The 25758-nt window shown below is 34.9% G+C and carries 26 protein-coding genes and 1 tRNA gene; 21 read left to right on the top strand and 6 right to left on the bottom strand.

All coding sequences use genetic code 11. From position 1 onward, the window contains the following. The first annotated feature begins 3 nt into the window (after positions 1-3). The gene (locus tag IJQ68_RS05860) at positions 4-1365 is read left to right on the top strand and encodes an MATE family efflux transporter (protein ID WP_292798163.1); all 1362 of its coding nucleotides are present in this window, start codon (positions 4-6) and stop codon (positions 1363-1365) included. Positions 1366-1386: 21 nt separating this feature from the next. Here the strand turns inward: IJQ68_RS05860 and IJQ68_RS05855 are convergent, their stop codons facing one another. Then, the gene (locus IJQ68_RS05855) at positions 1387-1785 is read right to left on the bottom strand and encodes a C-GCAxxG-C-C family protein (RefSeq protein ID WP_292798161.1); all 399 of its coding nucleotides are present in this window, start codon (positions 1783-1785) and stop codon (positions 1387-1389) included. 77 nt (positions 1786-1862) lie between these two features. Between IJQ68_RS05855 and cfbD the strand changes: the two genes are divergently transcribed. From cfbD to IJQ68_RS05810, 9 genes are all read left to right on the top strand, one after another. Continuing rightward, positions 1863-2933, top strand: coding sequence for a Ni-sirohydrochlorin a,c-diamide reductive cyclase catalytic subunit (gene cfbD / locus IJQ68_RS05850; RefSeq protein ID WP_292798234.1), 1071 nt, complete (start codon positions 1863-1865; stop codon positions 2931-2933). 1 nt (position 2934) lies between these two features. Then, on the top strand, positions 2935-3531 hold the full coding sequence (hisH, locus tag IJQ68_RS05845) for an imidazole glycerol phosphate synthase subunit HisH (RefSeq protein ID WP_292798158.1): 597 nt from the start codon (positions 2935-2937) through the stop codon (positions 3529-3531). 5 nt (positions 3532-3536) lie between these two features. Further along, positions 3537-4901, top strand: coding sequence for an AIR synthase-related protein (locus IJQ68_RS05840; protein WP_292798156.1), 1365 nt, complete (start codon positions 3537-3539; stop codon positions 4899-4901). 51 nt (positions 4902-4952) lie between these two features. Beyond that, positions 4953-5390, top strand: a complete 438-nt coding sequence (locus IJQ68_RS05835) for a hypothetical protein (protein ID WP_292798154.1) — start codon at positions 4953-4955, stop codon at positions 5388-5390. A gap of 492 nt (positions 5391-5882) precedes the next feature. Continuing rightward, positions 5883-5956 (top strand) — tRNA-Arg (locus IJQ68_RS05830). 19 nt (positions 5957-5975) lie between these two features. Next, positions 5976-7232: a tRNA pseudouridine(13) synthase TruD gene (truD, locus tag IJQ68_RS05825; protein ID WP_292798152.1), complete on the top strand. Its 1257-nt coding sequence runs from the start codon at positions 5976-5978 to the stop codon at positions 7230-7232. Between the two features lie 46 nt (positions 7233-7278). Then, positions 7279-7668: a DUF126 domain-containing protein gene (locus IJQ68_RS05820; protein ID WP_292798150.1), complete on the top strand. Its 390-nt coding sequence runs from the start codon at positions 7279-7281 to the stop codon at positions 7666-7668. Positions 7669-7677: 9 nt separating this feature from the next. Next, entirely contained in the window at positions 7678-8910 is a 1233-nt protein-coding gene (locus IJQ68_RS05815) for an amidohydrolase family protein (RefSeq protein WP_292798148.1), read from the top strand. Between the two features lie 74 nt (positions 8911-8984). Beyond that, positions 8985-11468: a copper-translocating P-type ATPase gene (locus tag IJQ68_RS05810; protein WP_292798146.1), complete on the top strand. Its 2484-nt coding sequence runs from the start codon at positions 8985-8987 to the stop codon at positions 11466-11468. Between the two features lie 30 nt (positions 11469-11498). Here the strand turns inward: IJQ68_RS05810 and IJQ68_RS05805 are convergent, their stop codons facing one another. Genes IJQ68_RS05805 through purB form a run of 4 tightly spaced genes read right to left on the bottom strand, consistent with a single transcriptional unit; the run spans position 11499 to position 15907 of the window. Continuing rightward, positions 11499-12503 carry a tRNA-dihydrouridine synthase gene (locus IJQ68_RS05805; RefSeq protein ID WP_292798143.1) on the bottom strand — a complete coding sequence of 335 codons (1005 nt, stop codon included), beginning with the start codon at positions 12501-12503 and terminating at the stop codon, positions 11499-11501. Positions 12504-12536: 33 nt separating this feature from the next. Then, entirely contained in the window at positions 12537-13667 is a 1131-nt protein-coding gene (locus IJQ68_RS05800) for a TMEM175 family protein (RefSeq protein WP_292798141.1), read from the bottom strand. 42 nt (positions 13668-13709) lie between these two features. Then, entirely contained in the window at positions 13710-14549 is an 840-nt protein-coding gene (locus IJQ68_RS05795; RefSeq protein WP_292798139.1) for a hypothetical protein, read from the bottom strand. 8 nt (positions 14550-14557) lie between these two features. Continuing rightward, positions 14558-15907 carry an adenylosuccinate lyase gene (gene purB, locus IJQ68_RS05790; RefSeq protein ID WP_292798136.1) on the bottom strand — a complete coding sequence of 450 codons (1350 nt, stop codon included), beginning with the start codon at positions 15905-15907 and terminating at the stop codon, positions 14558-14560. A gap of 168 nt (positions 15908-16075) precedes the next feature. On the opposite strand from purB, the gene IJQ68_RS05785 reads away from it, so the two are divergent. The 4 genes from IJQ68_RS05785 to IJQ68_RS05770 are packed head-to-tail and all read left to right on the top strand — an operon-like array spanning position 16076 to position 18224. Continuing rightward, a complete protein-coding gene (locus tag IJQ68_RS05785; RefSeq protein ID WP_292798133.1) occupies positions 16076-16279 on the top strand; it encodes a helix-turn-helix transcriptional regulator in 204 nt (67 codons plus the stop codon). Position 16280: 1 nt separating this feature from the next. After that, positions 16281-16979, top strand: coding sequence for a DUF4013 domain-containing protein (locus IJQ68_RS05780; RefSeq protein ID WP_292798131.1), 699 nt, complete (start codon positions 16281-16283; stop codon positions 16977-16979). A 57-nt stretch (positions 16980-17036) separates the two neighbouring features. Beyond that, positions 17037-17813, top strand: coding sequence for a CPBP family intramembrane glutamic endopeptidase (locus IJQ68_RS05775; RefSeq protein WP_292798129.1), 777 nt, complete (start codon positions 17037-17039; stop codon positions 17811-17813). Between the two features lie 9 nt (positions 17814-17822). After that, positions 17823-18224, top strand: a complete 402-nt coding sequence (locus tag IJQ68_RS05770) for a hypothetical protein (protein WP_292798127.1) — start codon at positions 17823-17825, stop codon at positions 18222-18224. 164 nt (positions 18225-18388) lie between these two features. On the opposite strand, the gene IJQ68_RS05765 is transcribed toward IJQ68_RS05770, so the two are convergent. Beyond that, positions 18389-19105, bottom strand: coding sequence for a hypothetical protein (locus tag IJQ68_RS05765; protein WP_292798125.1), 717 nt, complete (start codon positions 19103-19105; stop codon positions 18389-18391). A gap of 230 nt (positions 19106-19335) precedes the next feature. On the opposite strand from IJQ68_RS05765, the gene trpE reads away from it, so the two are divergent. The 7 genes from trpE to trpA are packed head-to-tail and all read left to right on the top strand — an operon-like array spanning position 19336 to position 25723. After that, complete coding sequence (gene trpE / locus IJQ68_RS05760; RefSeq protein ID WP_292798122.1) at positions 19336-20832, top strand: anthranilate synthase component I; 1497 nt, start codon at positions 19336-19338, stop codon at positions 20830-20832. Continuing rightward, positions 20829-21398 (top strand): aminodeoxychorismate/anthranilate synthase component II, encoded by a 570-nt coding sequence (locus tag IJQ68_RS05755; RefSeq protein ID WP_292798119.1) that lies wholly within the window; start codon positions 20829-20831, stop codon positions 21396-21398. Before trpE ends, IJQ68_RS05755 begins: the two co-directional genes overlap by 4 nt. Further along, positions 21399-22406, top strand: a complete 1008-nt coding sequence (trpD, locus tag IJQ68_RS05750) for an anthranilate phosphoribosyltransferase (protein WP_292798117.1) — start codon at positions 21399-21401, stop codon at positions 22404-22406. 5 nt (positions 22407-22411) lie between these two features. Further along, entirely contained in the window at positions 22412-23188 is a 777-nt protein-coding gene (gene trpC, locus IJQ68_RS05745) for an indole-3-glycerol phosphate synthase TrpC (protein ID WP_292798115.1), read from the top strand. Next, positions 23181-23783: a phosphoribosylanthranilate isomerase gene (locus IJQ68_RS05740; protein ID WP_292798113.1), complete on the top strand. Its 603-nt coding sequence runs from the start codon at positions 23181-23183 to the stop codon at positions 23781-23783. The genes trpC and IJQ68_RS05740 overlap by 8 nt, the downstream gene beginning before the upstream one ends. Beyond that, positions 23776-24960 (top strand): tryptophan synthase subunit beta, encoded by a 1185-nt coding sequence (gene trpB, locus IJQ68_RS05735; RefSeq protein ID WP_292798111.1) that lies wholly within the window; start codon positions 23776-23778, stop codon positions 24958-24960. Before IJQ68_RS05740 ends, trpB begins: the two co-directional genes overlap by 8 nt. Continuing rightward, entirely contained in the window at positions 24953-25723 is a 771-nt protein-coding gene (gene trpA / locus IJQ68_RS05730) for a tryptophan synthase subunit alpha (RefSeq protein WP_292798110.1), read from the top strand. Before trpB ends, trpA begins: the two co-directional genes overlap by 8 nt. Positions 25724-25758 lie beyond the last annotated feature (35 nt).

Here is a 25758-nt window from a genome sequence, read left to right as displayed (position 1 = left end):
ATTATGGCTAATGAAAATGTGGAATTGATGAGAGGTGAGCCGGAAATAGCCATTAGAAAATTGGCTATTCCGATAATGATATCAATGCTTCTGACAGCATCATATAATATTGTTGATGGAATTTGGGTTGCCGGTTTAGGTCAGGCAGCTATTGCCGGAATCGGTTTTGTAACTCCGATATTCATGATTTTAAATGGTGTTAGTGTCGGACTTGGAAATGGTGCCACAAGCAGTATTTCCCGTGCTGTCGGTGCAAAAAATCATGAAGGAGCAAGCAAATCCGCCACACATTCTCTTATAATATTTTTAATAGCATCAATTATATTAACTCTGATTTTACTCATAATACAGGAACCATTATTAAAGGCTTATGGTGCAAGCGGACAGTCACTGGTTGAAGGAATTAAGTATGGAACTCCACTGTTTCTGGGTCTCTTCGCATTCATGTTTGCAAACGGCGGAAGCGGCATTCTTCGTGGTGAAGGTGACATGAAAAGGGCGATGTATGCAATCATCGTCTCTGTTGTTTTAAATTTCGTTTTGGATCCTCTTTTCATTTATGTATTTGGCTGGGGTTCTGCCGGAGCTTCCCTTGCAACAATTGTAAGTTCCGTTGGTTCGGCTGCAGTAATCATGTACTGGATTTTGATAAAAAAGGATACTTATGTCGATGTTACTTTTAAGGATTTCAAATATGAGTCAAAAATATCCGGAGATATCTTAAAGGTAGGCATTCCGTCTTCTTTGGACATGTTCATGATGTCACTTGCAATGAGCTTTTATCTGATGTTTATTTCATCAGTCGGAGGGGAATATGGTATTGCAGCATTCACTTCAGGTCAGAGATTATATCTCTTCGGTATAATGCCTTTAACGGCTATTGCCAGCGCAGTTTCAGCTGTAAGCGGAAGCGCATATGGTGCTAGAAACTGGGAATATCTTTCAAGAACACACACTTACGGTACCAAATTTGCCATGGTGTTTGCAATAGCAATAATGCTTATTTTAGTAATTTTTGCACCGCAGCTGTCATTAATTTTTGCATACACTCCAGAAACAGCTCCGTTAATTCCGGAGATTACAAACTTTTTAAGAATAGCTTCATTCGGTTTGCTTCTTGTAGGTATAGGTATGCCATCAAGTTTTATGTATCAGGGAATCGGAAGAGGGACAACAAGTCTTGCATGGACAATCATTAGGGAGCTGATTTTCACTGTAAGTTGCACGTATCTTTTTGGAATAGTTTTAAATTGGGGATTGACTGGTATATGGGTAGGTCTTGCTGTTGGTAGAATAATCGCATCAGTTCTAAACTTCACATATGCTAAATACACTCTTAGAAAATTGAAATCAACATTGAATTAAAAATAGAAAAAAGATGAATAGTTATTCATCCAATAAGTCAGCAACTTTATTTGCAATAAATACGCAGCAGTCAACGCATGGAGATTTGTCTTCTCCATTTTTACTTATTTTATCACAGCGTACTGTGCCGTATTCTTCTTTAAACGCATTGAAAATTTCTTTAGCATTGGCTTTAATTTTTACTTCATCATCAACAATAAGACCATTGGCAATCAATGCGCCGGTGACAGCACCGCAGGTTCCTTCATCAAAGGTTCCACCCATTCCGCCCGCAAATCCGCAGGCCAGCTTGCACATGTCGGATTGGGAAATGGGATATTCTGCCGTTTCACAAAGCCCCATCAGTGTTGATTCAGAACAGCTTTTAAAAGTCCTGTAATCTCTGATTTTTTCTTCCAAAATTTTTTTATTGAGTTTCATAATGCAATCTCCTTAATTAATTATATTAACTAAAAATTTTAAATATTTATTCATTGATAAATTAGGTGATTAAAATTATACATCCGAGACCAAGTCCGATTGCTGCTACTCTTTACACGTTGAGAGATATGAATGTTGATGTTATTGTTATGCATGGGCCTACTGGGTGTTGCTTTAGAACAGCAAGACTTTTAGAAAGCGATGGTGTGCGTGTTGTAACTACTGGAATGTCAGAAAATGATTTTATATTGGGTGCCGGTGAAAAGTTAGTCGATACATTAACTGAGGCTTATGATGCCTTTAAGCCAAAGCTTATGGGTATTGCAGGCACATGTGCGAGCATGATTATCGGTGAGGATTTAAAAGAAGCGATTGCAACTGCTGATTTGCCGTGTACCGTAATTCCGGTTGAATCTCATGGAGGTTCGGGTGAAGGAGACAACACTGTTGGAGCAATAATGGTTTTGGAGGCGGCCGTTGAATGCGGTGTGATTCCTCAAGAGGAGGCTGACAGGCAAATTGAAATGCTTGAGAAGGCAACTGAAGTTGAAAAGACTCGAGGAATGGCTCAGGGCAAATATATTAAACCTAATTTCGGAGATTCAAAAGAAATAGTTGCAAAAACTGTTGTAAAAGCACTGAAAGAAAATAAAAAAGTTGCTTTCGTACTCAACGTTAAAAAAGAAACTTCATACTTATTTGCTGATATTATTAACTTTGATTATAAAGAAATTAATCCGGACAATAAACCTATTTTCGTAGCTAATCTGGATGAAAACATTGGTCTTCCAAGAATCAGACAACATGCGGTAAATATTAAAGACCAGCTGGATATTGAACCTGATTTCATAACTGGTGGGCTTGATGAATATCCTATAACTGCAGATAAGGCAGCAGACTATCTCAAAGATAAGAATTTGGATTTGATTGTGGTGTTCGGTGTTCCTCATGCGTTTCCGGTAGAGGACTTTGATGTTGAATCAGTTGCCGTAACTGATGGGCCTCGTTTAGTGGAGCCATTGCGTGAATTGGGATACACTCATGTTGTTGCTGAGCTTGATGCACACTCTAAAACATTAGGAACGGACGAAATTGTAGATTCTGACTTCGGATTAATGATTAGGTCAGCTATCGGATGGATGGAATAATATGATAACGATTATTGATTATAAAAGCGGAAATTTAAAAAGCATTTCCAACGGATTTAAAAAGATTGGTGAGGATTTTCAGATAACTGATGACGTTGAAGTCATCGCAGATGCAAAACATCTGGTCTTGCCTGGTGTTGGTGCTTTCGGTTCCGCAATGGAAAATTTGGAAGTCTTTCGTGAAGTGATTGAAGAGCATGTTAATGACGATAAGCCGTTTTTAGGTGTCTGTTTGGGTCAGCAGGTTCTCATGAGTGAAAGTGAAGAAAGCCCTGATGTTAAAGGTCTTGATTTATTTAAAGGGCATTGTGAATTCCTGCCGGAAGGTGTCAAGATTCCCCATATGGGCTGGAATAAATTGGATGTGGTTAAGGATTGTCCTATTCTGGAAGGGATAGATGGTGAATATTTCTATTTTGTTCATTCTTATCATGTAATTCCTGATGATAGGGATATTATTGCCGGAACCTGTGATTACGGGATAGATGTTGCTGCAGCTTTAAGTCAGAACAATTTATTTTCCACACAGTTCCATCCGGAAAAAAGCGGAAAGGCTGGACTGAAGATTTTAAAGAATTTTGTTAATATTGAGGAGTAGTTACTATGGATATTGAAGGATTTGTCCGTGCAAGAATTGATGATTATTCTTATGATGACTTATCAGTTCTTTTAGCTGAAAGAATAAGGGAATATAAAGATATTTCCGATGAAAACTCTGTAAAAATGGCGCAAGCAGTAATTGATGAAGTTTCAACAACATTAAAATTAAAAGAAAGTGATGATGAATTCTTAAAGGAAATTGCTGAAATTACCAAATCTGGTGTTGGCATGGGTGAAATGGGTGTTGGATCTCGTGGAGCCGGTGATTTCTTTGTTCACAGAAGAATAGCTGATATTGTGGCATCAACCAATACTGCATCATTAGTTAATCCGACTGAACAGGATGATGGTGGTGTTGTACGTTCAAGGGCAAAAAATGATGATGTTTATATTACAACAGCAGTTGACGGAATCCATTCCAGATTAAGTGAATATCCGTTTTTAGGAGGTTTTCATGTTACAAGAGCAACATTGAGGGATGTCTGTGTAATGGGAGCGGATCCTGTAGCTATTTTAAGTGATGTTCACTTGGCCGATGACGGGGATGTCGGAAAGATTTTTGATTTCACTGCAGGTGTTGCAGCAGTTTCTGAGCTTGTCGGAGTTCCTATTGTTGCCGGAAGTACTTTAAGAGTCGGTGGAGATATGGTTTTAGGTGACAGGTTTGTTTCTGCTGTGGGAAGTGTTGGAGTATCAGATTATCCTCCAACAGCACGTAAAGGTGCCACCAAAGGGGATGTGATTCTTTTAACTGAAGGTTCAGGCGGAGGAACTATTACTACAACAGCTTTGTATAACGGATTTTTTGATGTTGTATGGGATACTATGAACGTTAATTTTGTTCAGGCGTCACAATCTCTGTTTGAAGCTGATTTGGTAAAGGATATCCATGCAATGACTGATGTTACCAATGGCGGTCTTAGGGGAGATGCGCATGAAATCTCAAACACCACTGGTGTCGGTCTTGAATTCTATGAAGAAGATATTAGAAAAATGGTGGCCCCAAATGTATTGAATATGCTTGAAACATTAAATATAGATCCATTGGGAGTTTCTACAGATTCATTAATGCTTGTAGTGCCTGAAGATATTGCCGGTGATGTTAAGAAAACTGTTTCTGCAGCAGGAGTTGACATCTCAGAAATTGGTCAGGTCACTGATAGCGGCGAACCGATCTTGATTAAACAAGACTCTTCAACCGAAAAGCTCGTTCCTTTATTTAGAGAAGCTGCATACACAAAAATTAAGAAGTTAGTCGGTGATACGACACCGGAAGACTTTGAAATCATGCAGGAAAAAGTTCAAAAAGCATGTGAAGATGCAATTGCTAAGAAGGAAAAGGTTATAAAGTATATAAATGAAAATTAATTTTTTCACACTTCCATATTTTTTATATATTATGGAAGTTAACATCTTTTCATGAAAGATGAAACTGGAAATTTATATATTGCAGACGCCTTAATTGCTTTAAGCATATTATTCATTGCCTTGTTAATGCTGAATTCATTAGTTTCAATTCCAAATCCGACATACTCAGATATTTCTCATGATTCAAAGGATGCTCAGGATATAATGGAAATATTGGGTGGCAGGGTTGATTTTTATGATCATAGCTTTTTATCAGAAATCACTTCTGTTCTGAAAGATAATAGAAATTCCAAAAAATCAATTAGGGAAGTTTCAGAAATATGTGATGAAAAATTCAGCGAATTGAAATTAACTAACTATCGTTTTGTAGAATCAAACAAACTTGATTCAAAAGTATTGTCCAGTTCAGGCGATTTTTCAAAAGCGGAAACGATATCAGTTGCAACACGTAATTTTGATGGTTATTCATACACATTGTATCTTTGGTGATATTAAACCTTTGTATGTAATAGACCGATACTTATACGTGTTTGGTGGTGAATATATCAGCCTTTACATACAATTTTGTACATTTTCCCAGCAGAAATTTAGTTTTGTGGTGGTGTATTTCCACCAGTCAATGCACAATATTCCTTCTTTTTTTAATATTATATAAAGATTATCAATTCTTTTCGTTTATCATGTGTGTATGTTATGTATATTCAATTTAATTCATTAAATATTGCCAAATTCATTTTAAAATATTAAATTGAACTTTTTCGTATATATCACTATTATATCATATTTCATATCAAGTTACCAATTCATTTAAACGTGTTTTTTCAGTTATTTAAATAAAAGGATTAGTTTCTGTATTGATTTAATTAATCCATATTTCAATTATTGTCTAGTTCAAATCAAAGACTAATGAAATTTATCATTTTTAAAAAAATATTATATACTATGAAAATCTTATATTAATGTGATAGCTTATTTTGTCCTGCCCCGGTGGTGTAGTTTGGATAACACATGGGACTGCGGATCCCATTCCCCGGGTTCAAATCCCGGCCGGGGCATTTTTTGTTTTGTGATACTATGTTAAATGCTAATACTTATGTTACCAGTCAGAAAGGAATTGGTGGGTCAATCAGAAACCAATATGAAGATTTTTATGTCGAAGAAATTCCGGAAATGCTTCCGACAGGTGAAGGTCCGAATGTCTGGATTTGGATTGAAAAGCTTGGAAGAACAACCTTGGATGTTGTTTTAGATATTGCCCGTGATTTGCATATTGACAGAAAAAGAATGGGTTTTGCCGGAATGAAGGATAAAAAAGCCCTTACCCGCCAATGGATTTGCATTGCAAACATGGATTCAGAAGAACAATTCAAACAAGTCGAAAACTTGGATATCTATAAGACTGATTTTTTAGAAATTACCAGAGGCCGTAAAAAACTCAGAATGGGTCAGCTTAATGGAAACAAATTCAGAATTCTAATTCGTGACTTGGACGATATTGAAAAAAGTGCGGATGTTGCAAATGAAGTCTTAAAGCAATTGGAAGTGACCGGTGTTCCTAATTATTATGGATGGCAACGTTTCGGTAAGCCTAGAACCAATACTCATTTGGTTGGTGAAGCCTTAATCCAAAATGATTTGGCTGAAGCTGTCAGAAGATATGTTGGCAACCCATCTCCTGAAGAAAGCGGCGAAAACCAGCTTGCAAGACAGGCCTATGATGATGGGGATTTGGAAAAGTCATTGGAATTAATGGGCAAGGGAATGAGATATGAAAAAATGATGGTCCGTCAGTTAATCAAGGATTCTAAAAAAGGTGAATTGGACGATAAGGCATATATGAATGCTCTGCACGCACTTCCAAAACCATTGCAGAGAATGTTTGTCCATGCATATCAATCTTACTTATTCAATGATGCCGTTAGTCACAGGGTGGAGATGGGAATTAACAGATACATTGAAGGGGATATTATAATAGATAAGGAAGAGCGTATTGTACGTGATAAAACTCCTGAGGAATATCAAAAGCTCATTGATAATTTTGAAGTTAACCCTACAGTTCCTTTATACGGCACCAAAGTTCCTTTTGCCGGAGGGGAAGTTGGTGAAATGGAAAAGAACATTCTTGAAAGTTATAGTCTTGATAAAAGCGATTTCGAAGTTCCGAAAATGCCTCGCTTAGGAAGCCATGGCCTTAGAAGAGCAGTCAGATTCCAGGTATGGGATGCATCTGCAAAGGCAACTGATGATGGTGTGCTGGCTGAATTTTCAATTAACAAGGGATCTTATGCAACAGCGGTTTTACGTGAAGTAATGAAAAAGGATGTTGTTTAGTTCCAATCTAATTTTTTAAATAGTAGTTATTATATAATATTTCTTAATGATTGAATGTAGAAATATTGCTAAAGGAAAAGGAAAAGGAGAGCTATTGGTTAGTTCAGAGCCTATCAGTTTTCTTGGTGGGGTAAATCCCGAAAACGGTGTAGTAATTGACCCGAACCATGAATTGAAAGGCCAAAGTATTAAAGACAAAGTTTTATTTATCCCTGGCGGAAAAGGGTCTACCGTAGGTTCTTATGTGATTTTTCAGATGATGAAAAACAACACCGCTCCAAAAGCCATAATATGCCTTAATGCAGAACCGATTATAGCTACAGGTGCCATAATGTCCGATATTCCGATGGTCGATTCTCCGGCCAGCACGGATGAATTAACTAACGGTGCTGTAGTTGAAGTTGATGGGGATAATGGGACTATTACGATTTTATAAGTGATACTGATGCAGACTCTAATTGAAAATGTTAATGTTATTAACCCTGATGACGAGTTTAAAGGAAACTTAAACATCTTGATTGAAGGAAAATACATCAAGGAAATTTCTTCAGGAAAAATAAACACAAAGGAAAACGTAAAGGTTATTGAGGGTAATGGAAATTATGTGCTTCCGGGTTTTATTGATTGTCATACTCATATTTTAGCTAAAGGTTTTCACAAAGAAGAAAATATGGCTAATCCATTAGCTATTCATTTCTATAATGGTGTGCCTCATGGAAAACAGACAATAGATGCAGGAGTTACAACAATTAGAGATTGCGGATCAGCGGATGTAGGAGTTAAACTGGCTCAACAGAAAGGTCTGTTTACAGCGCCTAAAATAGAAATATGTGTTACGCCATTGGTCATGACTGGTGGGCATTTCGATTTGATGCTTCCTTCAGGCTTTGACATGGAAATAATGTATCCTGGTTTTCCAAAAGGAAGATGTGACGGACCATATGAAGTTTTAAAGAAAACCCGTGAAGTCAAAAGAGCAGGCGCTGATTTTATAAAGGTAATGTGTAGCGGAGGTGTTTTGACCACAAACACGTCTCCTGAATTTTCTCAATTTAATTTGGAAGAGCTTAAAACAATTGTTGGTGAAGCTAAACTCAATAATTTAAAGGTATCTGCTCATTGCCACAGTCTTGAAGGTATGAATAAGGCTATTGATGCTGGATTTTCATCAATTGAACATGGAACTTTCATTGATGTTAAAACTTCTCATAAAATGGTTGAAAATGATGTCACATTAGTTCCAACATTATTGGTTCATCAGTTCTTGTATGAGCACGGATTTCCTTCATGGGACAATTATGCCGATGAGAAATTGGCTAAATTAAAGGAAATCGTTAAAGTTCACAAGGAAAATATACAAATTGCTTATGATGAGGGAGTCAATATCGTTATGGGTACGGATAGCGGTGTAATTCCTCACGGACACAATTTAAAGGAATTAATTAATCTGGTTGATATCGGAATGACTCCAAAGCAGGCAATATCATGCGCCACTTCAAAGGCTGCCGAATTTTTAGGCAGGTCAGATATCGGTTCAATTGAAGAGGGAAAATGCGCAGACATGATTTTCGTTGAAAAAAATCCTTTAGTGGATATTAGTGTCTTAACTAATCCTGATAACATCATTAGGGTTATTCAGGACGGAAACGTGGTTAAGGACACATCCTGTGTCTTCTAATTTTTAATTTTTTTTGTATACCTAAACTTTATAAATTCTTATTTTCATATATAATCTATATAGGTTGTGATAGTATGGCAAAGCTTAAAGATATGGATGTACCTATTGAAGGAATGCATTGTGCTTCATGTGTTTTAAGTGTCAATAAAACATTTGAACGTGAAGAAGGTGTGGAAGCAGTTGATGCAGACTTGGCTTCAAACAAACTACATATTACAATCAACCCTAAGAAAATGAGCTATGATGAAATGGAATCCATAGTCAAAAATTTAGGGTTCGAGTTACATTCAGATGAAGTTACTTTAAGGATTGACGGAATGCATTGTGCTTCATGTACAATGAATGTTGAAAACTTCCTGATTCGTTTAGACGGAATTTTCGATGTCAAGGCAGATTTGACTTCCGGAACTGCATATGTTCGTTATGATAAGAGTAAAGTTACCATTGACGATATGGAAAAGGTCATAAATAATTTGGGATTTGAACTTTTAGGAATCGATGGACAGACAGAAATAGATGAAGAGGAATTATACAGACAAGACCTTATAAGCAAAAGAAATCGTATCATTGTCGGTTTGATATTTTCCGCTATTCTAATGATTCTGATGTACAGCATGTGGGATCCCCTAATGGGTTTAACCCACCAGATACATCATGCCACAGGAATTGATATATCATCAATGGGATTGCTTTCACTGATTGTAAGTATTTTGCCATTCTTATATGTTTCACTTCCAATTTTAAAAGCTGGAATCAACGGTCTGATGCATAAGAATTTGAATATGGATGTAATGTACTCCATGGGTATTATTGTGGCTTACGGATCAAGTATTCTGGGAACATTCGGTATCGTATTGGACCACACTTTCATGTTCTATGAATCTGCAGTAATGCTACCTTCATTTTTAATGATTGGTAGGTATCTGGAAGCAAGAGCTAAAAAGAGAACTTCCGATTCAATTCGTGAATTGATTGGTCTTCAGCCAACTGTGGCTACATTGGTTGAAGTTGATGAAAACAATGAGGTCATTTCTCAACAGGAAGTTCAAATTGCCGAAATCAATATTGAGGACAAACTTCTCGTTAAACCCGGTGATAAAATACCTGTTGACGGTAAGGTCATAGGTGGAGAATCATATGTTGATGAATCCATGATTAACGGTGAACCTATTCCTAAAGTTAAAAAGGATGGTGAAGAAGTCTTTGCAGGTACTATCAATCAGGATGGTGTCTTAATTATTTCAGCATTGAAAATCGGTTCTGAAACTGTTCTCTCAAACATTATCCGCTTGGTCGAAAAGGCTCAGTCTTCAAGGCCTCCGGTTCAGAAATTTGCAAATACCATTGTCACTTACTTTATTCCGGTTATCTTAACAATAGCTATTGCAGTGTTCTGTATTTGGTATTTCCTTTTAGGAGCTACATTACTGTTCTCATTAACATGCTTAATATCAATCCTTGTTGTAGCATGTCCTTGTGCTTTGGGTTTGGCTACTCCTACTGCAGTAACAGTTGGTGTCGGAAGAGCAGCTGAATTTGGTATTCTGATTAAAAATGGTGATACTCTGGAAAATGCCGGTCAGATTGATGTTGCGGCATTTGATAAAACAGGTACTATCACAGAAGGTAAGCCTGAAGTGGATGATGTCATAGCATACGGTATTGATGAAAATGAGTTGATTGCACTTGCTGCTTCCGTTGAACAGAATTCCAACCATCCTATTGCAAAAGCTATTGTCAGAAAGGCAGAAGGATTAGAATTATTAAACACAGTGGACTTTGAAAATGTAACCGGTAAGGGTATCAAGGCAGTAATTGACGGAAAATCTGTTCTTGCAGGAAATAAATCACTAATGCAAAGTTATGATGTTGAAATTAATGATGATGTTTTAAATTCTTACACTGATTTGGAAAATCAAAGCAAAACGATTATTCTTTTAGCTGTTGATGGAGCTATTCGAGGAATTTTAAGTCTTTCAGATAAGGTCAAGCCAAATTCTAAAAGAACCATTGAAGAATTGCATAAGATGGGCATTGAAACATACATGTTAACAGGAGATAATGAAAGCACAGCACTGTCTGTTGCAAAAGATGTGGGCATCGATAATGTCAAAGCAGGAATATTGCCTGAAAACAAATTGGATATTGTTCAAAATATTCAGGCGAACGGTTCTAAAAAAGTACTGTTCACTGGAGACGGTATCAACGATGCACCTGCATTAACGCAGGCGGATATCGGTGTTGCAATGGGTAACGGTACTGATATTGCAATGGAAAGTGGGGATGTTGTGGTAATGGAAGGCGACTTGGAAAATGTTGTGGCCGCTGTACAGTTCTCTAAAAAGGTTATGAGAAGAATTAAAGAGAATATTTTCTGGGCATTCGCATATAATTCAATATTAATTCCAGTTGCTGCAGGAGTATTATATCCTACTTTCGGCATAATGTTCCAGCCAGAATTCGCTGGTTTGGCTATGGCATTGAGTTCAGTGACGGTCATTTCTCTTTCATTACTGCTTAAACGTTACGTGCCACCTATAAAAAGAGTTAAAAATTAATTGATTTTATAATCAATTAATTCTATTTTTTTAGTCACTATATTGGAAACATCTGCTTTCTTTTTTTGAATAGCAGTTATTGCATCCTTTGCATCTTGATGATCCTTTTCCGTTTGCTTTCCAGTCAGCTAAGAAATCTGCCTGAGCAACAAAGGGTTTTGACAGTGACATGAATTCCACATTGTTTGTATTCAATATTTCGTTCATAGTTTCCATATCCCTTAAATTTCCGGCCAATATAACTGGAATGTCTACTTCCTGTGCTAATTGATTTGCATAATCCAAAAAGATATGTTTTTCTTTTGCATCATATTTCATTGAAATGGTTCTTCCTGTAATCTGGATGCTGTCGGCACCATTTTCGGCAAGTAACTTCGCCATTTTCATGCTCTCTTCCTGTGTCAACCCGCCTTTTCTAACGTCTTCAATGTTTATTCTGCAGCTGACATGAAATCCTATTGTTTTTTTAATTAGTTTGATTATCTCCAGAACTATTCTCATTCTGTTTAAAGTGTTTCCGCCATAATCGTCTTCTCTCTGATTGAAATAGGGGTTTGTAAATCTTGATAAGTAAAAATTGTTTCCCATATTGATTTGTATGCCGTCAAATCCTGCAAATGAGAATTTTTTAGCGGCCATAATTACTTCAGCCTGTAATTTTCTTATCCCTTCAATTGTTAAGTCATTAGGCTCTGCCTTTTGGTTGTCTCCATCATCATAGTAGAAAAATGCCAGCTGGCCTAAAACAGGAACATCATAATTATGGCAAATGTCAGTAATTTGCTTATAATCTTTAACGAATCCCTTATAGTTCATGTTTGCTGAATATTCAAAAAATCTATCCTTGCGGTCCAGTGCAAACATTTCAGACAATATTAATCCAACGCCGCTTTTGGCCATTTTCTCATATTTGTCATATACTGCAGGCGTTAAATATCCTCCGTCCTCAGTTTCTCTTTGCCAAGCACCGGTACGGATAATTCTGCTGTTAATCTTCAAATCTCTAAATTGACATTCATCGAAAATATCTTTCATATACTTACTCTCCCATTATTTATAAAATATATATTAATTCAATATAATGTTTGTTGCCCACATAAATATAATTGAAACAAAACAAAACAGTATTATTAGTGGCGGATAAAAAATATGGCCCATTATAAATCCAATAATTGTGATAGTTAACATTATATATAAAGGATAATTATTTTTAATCATATGATGAAGATTAATATTGTTGTTAATCCTTTTTAGATTATTTGTTGTCATTATCCAGGATACAATAATTAATATGAAAGAAATGCCATATGCAGATTGTGCAACTGCGGAATAGAAATTTTCAGAAACAAATTTTGTAAAATATGGGATTAGTGAAAGCACAAATAATGAAAATCCCATTGACCAGATTACATCATAATTAATTCTGCTTACACGGTTGAATAAATCATTATTGTACATCCAGTAATTGAAGCATACGATGAAACTTATAATATATGCTAAGAATTCTACTTTTAGATTTAAAAGGTCAGTTATATTGCCTCCACTAGCCATTGTAATTTCCAATACAATAACGGTCAGTATTATTGCAACAATTGCATCGATCAATGCTTCAAAACGATTTTTATCTTCAGTTATGTTATTTGGCATTCTAACTATTATTATCCATATTGAAGTTGCAATTAAACAGGTGATGTATGTTGCAGGGATAAAAATTGTACAAGTTAATATCATACCAAATAAAATAATAATGTTTGGTATGTAGCGTCTAATTTTTAAAAAATTAATTTTACTTAATATTTCATTTTCAGGATTTGCTTTACATATTAGATAAGTTGAAAATGTGTATGTCAGATTTGTTGAGATGAATAATAAGCCAAAAATTAATTGTGCATGTGCTGAATAGAAATATAAAGTTAGCCATGCTGAAAAATAAGGTAACAATGATAATAGAAATATTAGAACACCATATATGCATACTATCTTATTGTCAATTTCATCTATTAATTTGAAAAAGTCATGATCATTGTACCATGTATTAAAAATTATGATAAAACAAAGTAAATAGGTTAAGTATTGTATTTTTAGGGTCCAAATCGCACTCCATGTTGCTTGTTCTGGTTGGTATAATTTCAATACAAGGACTGTGATTATTATTGCTATTATAGCATCAAAAAATGTTTCAAATCTATCTGTTTTCATTTATATTAACCTAAAAAAGTAAAAAGAAATCAATTGATTTCTTTATTCCAATTCTACTTTTAATTTTCCAATTTTTGGAGCAAGGAAATTATAACAAAAAGCAATTAGCACAGCTCCAATAAATGAACTTACAAATGTACCTAATATGCTTGATAATGCAGAAAATACTGCAGTTCCACTTAAAATCATAATTAATCCTATTATGAAACTTAAAATAAGACATATTGCGCCAATAGCTATACCAAAATCCAATGGATTAATTGATTCAAGTTGGACTAAATCTCCTTCATTTTCAAGTTTTACACTTATTCCTCTTTCACTTGACCCCAATAGGTTGTAAATGTATGTTCCAAGTAATGTAAATACTGAAGTAAATATTACTACAGCCACTATTCCAAAAATTATTGATGTCGGATTGGAAATAACAATCATTGCTTGGTATATGATTGATGCAACCGCAGTTTGTGAAGCATACATTAAAACCGTAATTAAAGAGCTTAAAAACAATGGAATCAACAGGGAAAATGCCAGGTATACTACAAGCAATATTATTAGTGTTATTGTTCCAACAAGCAATGCAGTTTCTTTTGTAGAAATCTTTTCAATATAATCTCCTTCAATATTGAATTTAATGCAACCTATTCTTTTAGATAGGATATTGTAAAGATATGCTCCGCTGAAGTGTAAAAAGATGCTGCATATTATTCCGCTGAAAACAATTGTTGGAACAGTATAAATCATTACTCCAAAACTATTCGGCACCATAAGACTGACTGTTCCTGCAATAATTAAAGATATTAATAGGCAAATCAATGCAACAATCCCTGTTGATATGATAGTATATGAAGATATATCAACGGATTTTAATTCTTTAACACTCATTTTATCACCTAAAACCAGGATTTGGAGTCTTCTAATAATTCATCAATGATTATTTCAATGGAACCTGTGTATGTGTGAGGATCCATTATTTTTTCAACATCCTCTTCGGTTAAGTATTTCTGAACTTCCTCATCTTCCAATATGAGTTCGCCAAGCAATAATTTTTCTTTATTTGCTTTAATGGCGTTTTTCCTTACAATTCCATATGCGGTCTGTTTTCCCATGCCTGCTCTTGTAAGTTCAGCCATTAATCTTTCAGCCATAATTAAACCGTTGGTCAAGTTTAGGTTTCTTTCAATATTCTCGTCGTAGAATACCAGATTGGTCATTAGCTTAATTGTAAGGTTTAATATGTAGTCTGTTAAAATGCAGCTTTCCGGAAACATTATCCTTTCACAGGAGGAGTTGGTTAAGTCTCTTTCATGCCATAACGGGTTGTTGTCTAATGCTGCGTTAACATAGGATTTGACGATTCTTGCAACACCGCAAATTCTTTCAGCAGTAATAGGATTCATTTTATGTGGCATTGTACTGCTTCCGACTTGTTTTTCTGGATCGAAGTATTCTCCAACTTCCATAATTTCTGTTCTTTGAAGGCTTCTTATTTCCAAAGCAATTTTATCCAATGTTGATGCGATGTTTGCCAATGTGGATATGAATTCAACATGATTGTCTCTTTGAACTACCTGATTCGTAATTTTAGCTGCAGGCAAATCTAAGATACGTGCAACGGTCTTGTGTATTTTCCATCCGTCAGTACCTAATGCGGCTGTTGTTCCAACTGCTCCGTCCATCATTGCGATACAGACATTTGCTCTTGCATGTTCCAATCTTTCATATTGTCTGTGGAGTTCATCCGCCCAAAGCGCAAATTTCATACCGTATGTTGTTGGAAGTGCATGCTGGCCGTGTGTACGTCCGATACATACTTTCATTTTGTTTTCTTCAGCTAATTCAAGCATTATTTTAGTTAATCTTTCCACTTTTTCTTCAAGAACATCGATGGAGTCACGGATGAGCAATGAATTTGAGCTGTCTACAATATCGTTTGATGTAGCTCCGAAGTGAACATATTCTCCGGCACCGTCATCACAGACTTCAGTGATTCCTTTGGATAATGCTGCTATATCGTGGTTGGTCTCAGCTTCTATTGCTTTAACTCTTTCTAATTTAACGAATTCTGTAGTGGCCTTACGTGATATTTCATCAGCAACTTCTTTAGGAATTATTCCTAATTCGCCTTCTGCCTGTGCGAGTGCGGATTCGATGTCTAACATTCTTTGTAATTTGTTTTCTTCTTCCCAAATTCTTTTCATTTCGGGAGTACCATACCTAAATTCAATTGGGTGTATAGCCATTTTTAATCATCTCATTTTAAATTATTAAACATTAATATATTTTTCATTGTCTATTATTATAGTTTGACCTTATTTTTTGTGTAAAATTTTTTTGCAATAATATTTATATATGCATCAGTTTATATATTACATTAAGGTTAAATTTATTTTGTAAATATAGGTGATTATTTGGAAACAAAAATTAGAGAGTTTCGCCACATCAAAGGATTAACACAACAGGAATTGGCCGATGCTGCTGGTGTCACTCGTCAAACAATTAATGCATTGGAAAATGCTAGATATAATCCTTCATTATTGTTAGCCTATAAAATAACCAAAATATTGGATAAAGAAAAAATTGAAGATGTTTTTATCATTGAGGAGGAAATTTAGAATGATTTTAGATATTTATAAAGATTCTTTTGAATTCGCTTCAAGAAAAATATCAAATCTTTTGTTATTGGGCGTTTTATCCTTTTTTAATTTTTTATTAATTCCAATGGTATTTTTCTATGGGTATAGTTATAGGGTTGTTAAATTATCTACTCAAAGTATGATTAATGGTGAGGATGTTCCTCCGGAGTTCAATGATTTTAAAAGAATGTTTATCGATGGTTTAAAGTATATTGTTGTAAATCTGATTTATTTGATAATTCCAATCCTTGTCCTTTTCGGAGGTCTTGTAAACGGATCATGGATTCTATTGATTATTGGAATAATTTTATTCATAATATTTGCTTTGTTTGCATATGCTGCAATTCCACATATGGCAGCAAATGACGATTCATTAAAAAAAGCTTTTGCTTTCGGTGAATTAAATGATATTATTTCCTCAATTGGTTATGGAAGATATATCTTAAATTATATTGGAGTTGCTATAATATCATCTGTTATTCTAGCTGTTGTTATTTTTGTCATATCATTTATATTTACAATATTGGGAATAGCTACAATTAATATTGCTGGCGGTAGTGGAGCTGTAAGCACACTTGCTTCTCTAATTATAAACATTGTATTATTCTTTTTAGTGATGCCGTACTTATCCATATTCCAAAGTCGCTGTTCCGGATTAATTTACAGTTTAGGAAGTTAATTTTCATTAACTTCATATCTTATTATTTTTTATATTAATATAATCAAATCATTTATTATGTCTTCTTTAAATGAGGGTCTTAAAAAAATTACTATTTTGGAAGTTTTAATTGTAATACTTGCATTAACCGGTATATTAATTCTCTCTGAATTCATTGGCTATCCTTTAAGCAATGATTGGCTGTATGTGGTAGTTATTTTATATTTTGTATATCGATTGAGAGTTTTTGGTGATGGATTTAAGCATGACTGGAACACTGTTTTTTCAAAGATTAGTCCCAAATCTCTTGTTACAATAGTTTTGGTTAACGTTTTCTTTTCTTATGGAATGTTGTATCTGTCATTTTTCGCATTGAATTATATTCCTGGTCTGGATTCATTAGTCACTGCTTTTTTTGTTCCATTAATTCCACTGAATTCTCTAGCCGATGCGGGTGCAATGTTTTCAACAATTGTCATTTCACCGATATGTGAAGAACTCTTATTTAGAGGAGTATTCTTAAACAGACTTAATCTGTTTGTTCCGGTTTCATTTTCAATTATTATAACTTCAATATTGTTCGGGGCGCTTCATAGTTACGGAAGCATTATTTCTGCATTTGTATTTGCTGTTTGCATGTGTATAATTTACATAAAGACTAAAAACATCCTAACATGTATTTTAGCACATTTCCTGAATAATCTTCTGGCAGAAATCCTATATCATATTGACACTGGAAATTTGATTTTTACAAATAGTATATTTATAGTTTTATTTTCTATCTTGGCAGTTGTGTCATTTTATCTGATTATAATATCAATACGTCAAGAATGGGGATATATTAATAAGCGTTAGAGTGATAACATGAATATAAAAAAGTTAGGAATAGCATTAATTTTCATAGGAATTGTTTTATCAGTATTTTTCATAGATAATCATGATTATTTGGTTCCTGCATTAACAATAACTATTTTAGGATTCTTTACAACATTGGTTGGATTTATAGGTGATGTAAAAAAAAGAAAAGAGATTAATGATCAGTTGGATAAGGACATTGTCACTATTATTCAGCCATTAATCACTAAATATTCAAATTTAAATAAGGAATATAAATCCTCATTAAGTGATGAAGAATATTCCAAAAAAAGATTTGAAATGAATAAAAGCTTAGAATCTGAATTAAAAGAAAAATTACCTTATTTGGAATCACGTGAAATTAAAAAGATTGTAATTGATTTCAATCGAGAGCAGGATAAAATGAATTAGTCCTGTTCGTTTATTATCTTTTTTACTTTTTTGAGGTCAATTTTTGCTTTTTTTGATATTTCCTGTGGTGTCATTTTAGAATCATATAGGTTTAAAACTATTGTTTTTTCCCCTTCTTCAATTCCTTCTTTTCTGCCTTCTTCAATTCCTTCTTTTATTCATTCTTATTTTCCTTTTTTTTCTTTTCTTTCTCCGTATTCGTATATAGCACTCATTCTATCACCTAACAGATCAATTAGTAGTGTTCTTAACTCTGGAGTTTTAACATATTTGTCGACTAATAACCACATGATTCCTAAAGATAATGTATTTTCTGACGAGTTGTTTTTGTTTGATTCTACAAGCATGTCTACTACTTGTTTTATCTGTTTTTCTATATTATGATTTTTGTTTTTATCCATTAATGGGACTAAAGACAAATATATACTTTCTTCTGAACTAACTTCTTTTTCATCTTCTATCTTTTTTTCAACATGTTTGATTATTTTTTCTCCATCATATTCTTCAAAGCCTATTATGTCATATGTGAAAGTATTGTACTTATTGACTTTGTAATTGATTTGTTTTGATTGTTCTGCTGTACTTATTACTTCTAAATTAACTTCTTTATCATTTTCCTTTTTCTGGTCTGTTATTGCAACATATACATGAGCTCTTCTTGAAAAATCATCATCAACTTCTGTGCTTTGGAATTCAATTATCAGATTTTGATCATCTAATTCTATAATTAAATCTGGTTTGTATGTTGTCGGGTCTATTTGCCTTAACTCTTTTGTCCAGATATTAACATTTTCAGATTCTTTTCCAACAATCTCCAGAAGGATTTGTATCTCTTCTTCGCTGATGTTTTTGAAGATCATGTCTTCCTGAAATTTACTCATTTTTTCCCTCCTAACAGTTTTTGCTGCTTAATATTTTATTTTTCCTATTTAAATTCTTTATTTTTTAAATTAAACCCTATTATATTATATAAAATGGTTTTCTAAGAACAATTTTTATCACTCAGAACAATTTTCATCACCCGATATAAAAATGTACAAAAAAATACTACAAGGTTTTAAATAGTACATTATTCTAATAGTTATATACAAAAAGATAATTTAGTGATAAAATGTTTTCCCCAAGTTTAGATGATGTAAAAAAAATTGCTCGAAATAAGGAATATAAAAGGATTCCAATAGCTTACGAATTGCTTTCAGATATAGCAACTCCGATAGAAGTATTAAGGATTTTAAAAGGTATAAGTAAACACTGTTACATGCTGGAAAGTATCGAGGACGCTGAAAATTGGGGAAGATACAGCTTTTTAGGTTTCGATCCTTTATTGGAATTTACATGCCAAAACTCTTCAGTTCAGATTAAGGGCGATTCTGATTTCAATGAACTGACCGATGATGTCGTGACAATAGAAACTGATAATCCAAGCGATATTATAAGGGATTTGATTATTCAGAACAAATCTCCAAAAATTGAAAACCTACCGCCATTTACTGGAGGTTTTGTAGGGTATTTTGCTTATGATTACATTAAGTATTCAGAGCCTTCCTTAAATTTGGATGCTGAAAACCACGACCAGTTTAAAGACATTGACATAATGCTTTTTGACAAGGTAATTGCCTTTGATAACTTCCGCCAGAAAATAGTCATCATCGTCAACATGAAAACTGATGATTTGGAAAATAATTATAAAAGAGCCTGTGATGAGCTAAAAAAAATCGCAGAATTAATTAAAAACGGTAAAAAGGCTGAAATTGCACCGTTAAAATTAAAGTCTGATTTCAGAAATGCGTTTTCCCGTGAAAAATTCGGGGAAATGATTATAAAAGCAAAAAATTACATTAAGGAAGGAGACATTTTTCAGGTTGTGCTGTCCAATAGGATTGAAGCAGACATTGAAGGAAGTCTATTCGACACATATAGGGTTTTAAGAACTACAAATCCTTCTCCTTACATGTTTTATTTTTCAAGTGATGATATTGAAATAGCTGGTGCGTCACCTGAAACATTGGTTAAGGTTAATGATAATAAATTATATACTTTCCCTCTTGCAGGAACAAGACCTCGCGGTAAAACTCCGCAGGAAGACTTGGACTTGGAAGAAGAGCTTTTAAATGATGAAAAGGAATTGGCCGAACACAATATGCTTGTTGATTTGGGACGAAATGACATTGGAAGGATTGCTAAAATCGGCTCAGTGTCTGTCGATAAGTACATGTCAATCGAAAGGTTTTCTCACGTGATGCATATCGGATCTACAGTGTCCGGAATCCTAAGGGATGATTTGGATTGTCTTGTTGCGCTGGATTCCATTTTGCCTGCGGGAACATTATCCGGAGCTCCAAAAATAAGGGCATGTGAAATCATAAATGAACTTGAAAACAACAAAAGAGGAATTTATGGTGGCGCTATCGGATATGTCGATTTAAGCGGAAACCTTGACACTTGTATTTCAATTAGAATTGCATTCAAACGTAACAATAAGGTATTTATTCGTTCTGGTGCGGGAATTGTTGCAGACAGTGTACCGGACAATGAATTTGATGAGTGCATGAATAAGGCTGCTGCCGTAATCAATGCATTGAAACTTGCCGATGGGGGTTTAGAATGATTCTTTTAATAGATAACTATGACAGTTTTGCATATAACCTGTATCAGCTGATTGGTGAAATCAATCCGGATATTCAGGTTTCAAGAAATGATAAAATTAATTTAGAGGAAATTGATGAATTGAATCCTGATGCCATTATTTTATCTCCTGGTCCGGGTAAACCTCAGGATGCAGGAATATGTATTGATGTGGTACGTGAGTTTAAAGGCAAAATTCCTATTTTGGGAGTTTGTTTGGGTCACCAGTCAATCTGTGCAGCATTTGGCGGTGAAATATCATATGCTACGAGATTAATGCATGGAAAATCATCAACCATTAAATTAAATGACGATTTGATTTTTAAAGGATTGGGTGATGAAATCAGTGTAGGACGTTATCACTCCCTGAGCCTTGTGGAATCAAGCCTGCCTGATGAATTGGAAATACTGTCAAAGGCCTGTGATGACGGTGAAATCATGGCAGTAAAACATAAGCAATATGATATTTACGGACTTCAATTCCATCCAGAATCCATATTGACTCCAGATGGTTTGACTTTATTGAGAAATTTTTTAGAGGTGATTTAAATGATTAGGGAAGCAATTTTAAAAGTATCAAGAAAAGAAGATTTAACTTATGATGAAGCTTATCAGACAATGGATGAAATTATGGGTGGACAGGCCAGTGAAATTCAGATGAGTTCCTATTTGACAGCAATGTCCATGAAAGGTGAGACAATTGATGAGATTACCGCATCTGCCGAAGCGATGAGAAATCACTGTGTAAGATTGTTGAATGATGTTGAAGCTTTGGAAATTGTCGGAACCGGTGGTGACGGTTCAAATACATTCAATATTTCAACCACATCTTCAATAGTAATATCTGCAGCAGGAGTTCCAGTTTCAAAACATGGAAACCGTTCAGCATCAAGTAAATGTGGTGCTGCCGATGTCCTGGAGGAGTTGGGAGTTAACATTAATATTTCTCCTGAAAAAAGTCTGGAATGTTTAAAAGAAAATAATATATGCTTTTTATTTGCTCAAAACTATCATATTGCAATGAAATATATTGCTGGTGTGAGAAAAGAGCTTGGAATCAGAACAATATTTAATATTCTAGGCCCCCTAACCAATCCTGCCGGTGCTACTATGCAGGTTTTGGGGGTTTATGATAAAGAATTAGTAGAACCTTTAGCAAAAGTATTAAATAATCTGGGCGTAAAATCCGCATTATCCGTTTATGGCGTGGACGGAATGGATGAGATTTCAGTAAGTGATAAGACATGTGTCTGTGAGATTAAGGATGGCAAAACCAAATCCTATGAAATTGATCCGAGTGATTTTGGATTTGAAAAATGCAGTAAGGGGGATTTGGTTGGAGGAGATCCTAAAGAAAATGCCCAGATTACATTAAATATACTGAATGGTCAGAAAGGTCCGAAAAGAAATGCTGTTGTCTTAAACTCAGCCGCAGGACTATATGTTGCCGGTGCTGTTGAGTCAATTGCGGATGGTGTTCGGGTAGCTGAAGAGATAATTGATTCAGGTAAGGCATTGCAACAGCTTGAAAAGTTCATTGAATTCACAAATAGTTGATTATTATGTTAGATGAGATTGTTGAAAAAACAAAAGAAAGAATAGATTTGGAAAAATCCATTATTCCGCTCGATGATTTGAAAAGACAAATTTCTTACATGGAAATTAATGAGGAATTTCCTTTTAAAAGGGCTCTTCAAAGCAATGACATTTCCATTATTGCTGAGGTTAAAAAGGCTTCTCCATCTAAAGGTCTGATTGCCGAGGATTTTGACTATATTCAGATTGCCAAGGATTATGAATCTGCAGGTGCATCTGCGATTTCTGTTCTGACAGAGCCTTACTTTTTCAAGGGGGATGATGATTATTTAAAGGAAATTGCACAAAATGTTTCAATCCCTATTTTAAGAAAGGATTTTGTCATTGATGAGTACATGATTTATCAGGCCAAATATCTCGGAGCTTCAGCGGTTTTGTTAATTGTAGCTATTTTGGATATTGTCGAGTTAAAGAAATATCTGGATTTGGCACATTCTTTAGGTTTGTCAGCTATTGTGGAAGTTCACGATTCAACTGAAATCATGAAGGCTTTAAGTGTCGGTGCTGAAATCATCGGTGTCAATAATCGTGACCTGACAGATTTTACTGTAGACATTGAAAATAGTATTAACTTACGCAGATGTGTCGGTGAAGATATTGTTTTTATATCAGAAAGTGGTATTAAAACAAAGGAAGATGTCACCAGATTGAAGGAAAATAATGTTGATGCAGTTTTAATTGGTGAAACTTTAATGAAAAGTGATGATAAAAAAGCTATGATTTTGGAGTTGAAAAATGGCTAAAATCAAAATCTGCGGATTGAGGCGATTGGAAGATATTGATATCGTAAATAAATATAAGCCGGATTATATTGGTTTTGTATTTGCAGATTCTCCAAGAAAAGTCACTCATGAACTGGCTTTTCAAATGAAGAAAAATTTGGACTCCTCTATAATTTCTGTTGGAGTTTTTGTGGATGCAGACATTGAAGAAGTCTTAAAATTATACGATGATGGAATAATAGACATTGTACAGTTGCATGGCAGTGAAAGTGAAGACTATATTAATAAATTAAAGCAAAAAACTAACTATCAACTAAAAATTATTAAAGCAATTGAAATGTCTGATAAGAAAGATTTGAAGGAATATGACAATTCACTTGCAGATTATTTGCTGTTGGACAGTGGAAAAGGCAGTGGAAAAACCTTTGACTGGCGACTAATAAGAAAAGATTTAAAAAAAGAATTCTTTTTGGCAGGGGGACTGAATGCTTACAATGTTTCTGAAGCCATAAAAGAGTTCAATCCATATGCTATTGATTTAAGTAGCAGTTTAGAAACTGACGGTTATAAAGATGAATTAAAAATTAAAGAATTGATGGAGGCTATGAATGAGTAACGGAAGATATGGCGAATATGGGGGTCAATACATATCAGAAACTTTAATGAATGAGTTATTATATCTGGAGGAACAGTACAACCATTACATGAACGATCCCGATTTTGTCGATGAGTTAAATACCTTGTTAAAAGAGTATGCGGGAAGACCCTCTTTATTATATTATGCAAAAAGAATGACAGAAGACATTGGTGGGGCAAAAATTTATCTCAAAAGGGAAGATTTAAACCATACGGGTGCGCACAAGATTAATAATGTTTTAGGACAGGTTTTGCTTGCTAAAAAAATGGGAAAAACAAGAGTCATTGCAGAAACTGGTGCGGGTCAGCATGGTGTGGCAACAGCAACGGCTGCTGCTCTTTTGGATATGGAATGTGAAGTCTTTATGGGTGAAGTCGATACCCAAAGACAGGCTTTGAATGTATATCGTATGGAATTGCTTGGAGCAAAAGTGCATACTGTAAAATCAGGAACTAAAACATTAAAGGACGCTGTAAACGATGCATTCAGGGATTGGATAGCTAATGTCAATGATACTAATTATGTTATAGGTTCAACGATGGGACCACACCCATTCCCTCAAATAGTTAGGGATTTCCAGGCAGTAATAAGTGCCGAAGCTCGCCAGCAAATTCTTGAAAAAGAAGGAAAATTGCCAACTGCTGTTTTAGCTTGTGTTGGTGGTGGAAGCAATGCAATGGGTGCATTTTATAATTTCATCGAAGATGAAGATGTTCAGTTGATTGGCTGTGAAGCCGGTGGAAAAGGAATAGACACACCATATAATGCTGCAGCTTTGACCAACGGAAAAATCGGAATATTCCATGGAATGAAATCAATATTTAATCAGAGTGAATATGGCCAAATCGCTCCGGTATATTCAATTTCCGCAGGACTTGACTATCCCGGTGTCGGTCCGGAACATGCTTATTTGAGAGATTCCGGAAGAGCTCAATATGTGGCTGTTACAGATGAGGAAGCCGTTGAGGCATTTGAATATTTATCCAGAATGGAAGGTATTATACCAGCTATTGAAAGTTCACATGCTGTGGCCCATGCAATAAAAATCGCACCGGAAATGAATGATGACGATATCATAATTGTCTGTCTGTCCGGAAGAGGAGATAAGGACGTAAAATCCATAGCGGAATACAGGGGAGTTGAGTTAAATGAGTAGAATTGCAAATGCATTTAAGGATGAAACTGCATTTATCGGTTTTTTAACAGCAGGAGATCCGACTGTCGAAAAGACTGTTGAATACATTCTGGCCATGGATGAAGCGGGCTGTGATTTGATCGAAATTGGAATTCCATTTTCAGATCCGATGGCAGAAGGTGTTGTAATTCAGGATGCAAATGTCAGGGCGCTAAAGCACAATACAACTACTGATGATGTTTTTGAAATCGTTAGAGAAGTTCGTCAAAAGACAGATGTTCCATTGGTCTTTCTGACCTATATCAATCCGGTATTTTTCTATGGCTATGAGGAATTCTTCAAAAAATGTAATGAATGTGGAATTGACGGTATAATCACTCCGGATGTGCCATATGAAGAAAAAGGCGAAATTGCAGATATCGCAGCTAGAAATGATGTTGATGTGATTTCATTGATTGCGCCAACCTCAAAAGAAAGAATCCAGAAGATTGCCGGCGATGCTACAGGTTTCATTTATGTTGTATCATCACTGGGAGTTACTGGTATGAGATCAGAAATAAAAACTGACTTGAATGCAATAATATCAGATATTCGTGATGTATGTGATTTACCGGTAGCTGTTGGTTTCGGAATTAACACTCCAGAACAGGCATCTAAAATATCTGAAATTGCAGATGGTGTAATTGTCGGAAGTGCAATTGTAAAAATCATTGAAGAGCATGGTGAAAATGCTTCTGAAGCATTGAAACAGTATGTATCTGAAATGAAAAATGCCTGTCGGTGAATTAAGAAGTTTTTACTTCTTTTTTCTTATTTTTT

This window comes from Methanobrevibacter sp., assembly GCF_017447225.1.
Lineage (GTDB): Archaea > Methanobacteriota > Methanobacteria > Methanobacteriales > Methanobacteriaceae > Methanocatella.
The sequence above is the reverse complement of the archived record's forward strand: the minus strand, read 5'-3'. Positions and strand labels throughout refer to the sequence as shown.

What these genes read in the sequence shown, in the direction of transcription:
- IJQ68_RS05755 (WP_292798119.1), top strand. Translation starts at nt 20,829, where the DNA reads ATGATTCTTTTAATAGATAACTATGACAGTTTTGCATATAACCTGTAT.
- trpE (WP_292798122.1), top strand. Translation starts at nt 19,336, where the DNA reads ATGTTTTCCCCAAGTTTAGATGATGTAAAAAAAATTGCTCGAAATAAG.
- hisH (WP_292798158.1), top strand. Translation starts at nt 2,935, where the DNA reads ATGATAACGATTATTGATTATAAAAGCGGAAATTTAAAAAGCATTTCC.
- IJQ68_RS05800 (WP_292798141.1), bottom strand. Translation starts at nt 13,667, where the DNA reads ATGAAAACAGATAGATTTGAAACATTTTTTGATGCTATAATAGCAATA.
- purB (WP_292798136.1), bottom strand. Translation starts at nt 15,907, where the DNA reads ATGGCTATACACCCAATTGAATTTAGGTATGGTACTCCCGAAATGAAA.
- IJQ68_RS05860 (WP_292798163.1), top strand. Translation starts at nt 4, where the DNA reads ATGGCTAATGAAAATGTGGAATTGATGAGAGGTGAGCCGGAAATAGCC.
- IJQ68_RS05740 (WP_292798113.1), top strand. Translation starts at nt 23,181, where the DNA reads ATGGCTAAAATCAAAATCTGCGGATTGAGGCGATTGGAAGATATTGAT.
- IJQ68_RS05770 (WP_292798127.1), top strand. Translation starts at nt 17,823, where the DNA reads ATGAATATAAAAAAGTTAGGAATAGCATTAATTTTCATAGGAATTGTT.
- trpA (WP_292798110.1), top strand. Translation starts at nt 24,953, where the DNA reads ATGAGTAGAATTGCAAATGCATTTAAGGATGAAACTGCATTTATCGGT.
- IJQ68_RS05835 (WP_292798154.1), top strand. Translation starts at nt 4,953, where the DNA reads ATGAAAGATGAAACTGGAAATTTATATATTGCAGACGCCTTAATTGCT.
- IJQ68_RS05810 (WP_292798146.1), top strand. Translation starts at nt 8,985, where the DNA reads ATGGCAAAGCTTAAAGATATGGATGTACCTATTGAAGGAATGCATTGT.
- truD (WP_292798152.1), top strand. Translation starts at nt 5,976, where the DNA reads ATGTTAAATGCTAATACTTATGTTACCAGTCAGAAAGGAATTGGTGGG.
- IJQ68_RS05815 (WP_292798148.1), top strand. Translation starts at nt 7,678, where the DNA reads ATGCAGACTCTAATTGAAAATGTTAATGTTATTAACCCTGATGACGAG.
- trpB (WP_292798111.1), top strand. Translation starts at nt 23,776, where the DNA reads ATGAGTAACGGAAGATATGGCGAATATGGGGGTCAATACATATCAGAA.
- IJQ68_RS05795 (WP_292798139.1), bottom strand. Translation starts at nt 14,549, where the DNA reads ATGAGTGTTAAAGAATTAAAATCCGTTGATATATCTTCATATACTATC.
- IJQ68_RS05820 (WP_292798150.1), top strand. Translation starts at nt 7,279, where the DNA reads ATGATTGAATGTAGAAATATTGCTAAAGGAAAAGGAAAAGGAGAGCTA.
- trpD (WP_292798117.1), top strand. Translation starts at nt 21,399, where the DNA reads ATGATTAGGGAAGCAATTTTAAAAGTATCAAGAAAAGAAGATTTAACT.
- IJQ68_RS05765 (WP_292798125.1), bottom strand. Translation starts at nt 19,105, where the DNA reads ATGAGTAAATTTCAGGAAGACATGATCTTCAAAAACATCAGCGAAGAA.
- trpC (WP_292798115.1), top strand. Translation starts at nt 22,412, where the DNA reads ATGTTAGATGAGATTGTTGAAAAAACAAAAGAAAGAATAGATTTGGAA.
- IJQ68_RS05775 (WP_292798129.1), top strand. Translation starts at nt 17,037, where the DNA reads ATGTCTTCTTTAAATGAGGGTCTTAAAAAAATTACTATTTTGGAAGTT.
- IJQ68_RS05780 (WP_292798131.1), top strand. Translation starts at nt 16,281, where the DNA reads ATGATTTTAGATATTTATAAAGATTCTTTTGAATTCGCTTCAAGAAAA.
- IJQ68_RS05855 (WP_292798161.1), bottom strand. Translation starts at nt 1,785, where the DNA reads ATGAAACTCAATAAAAAAATTTTGGAAGAAAAAATCAGAGATTACAGG.
- IJQ68_RS05805 (WP_292798143.1), bottom strand. Translation starts at nt 12,503, where the DNA reads ATGAAAGATATTTTCGATGAATGTCAATTTAGAGATTTGAAGATTAAC.
- IJQ68_RS05840 (WP_292798156.1), top strand. Translation starts at nt 3,537, where the DNA reads ATGGATATTGAAGGATTTGTCCGTGCAAGAATTGATGATTATTCTTAT.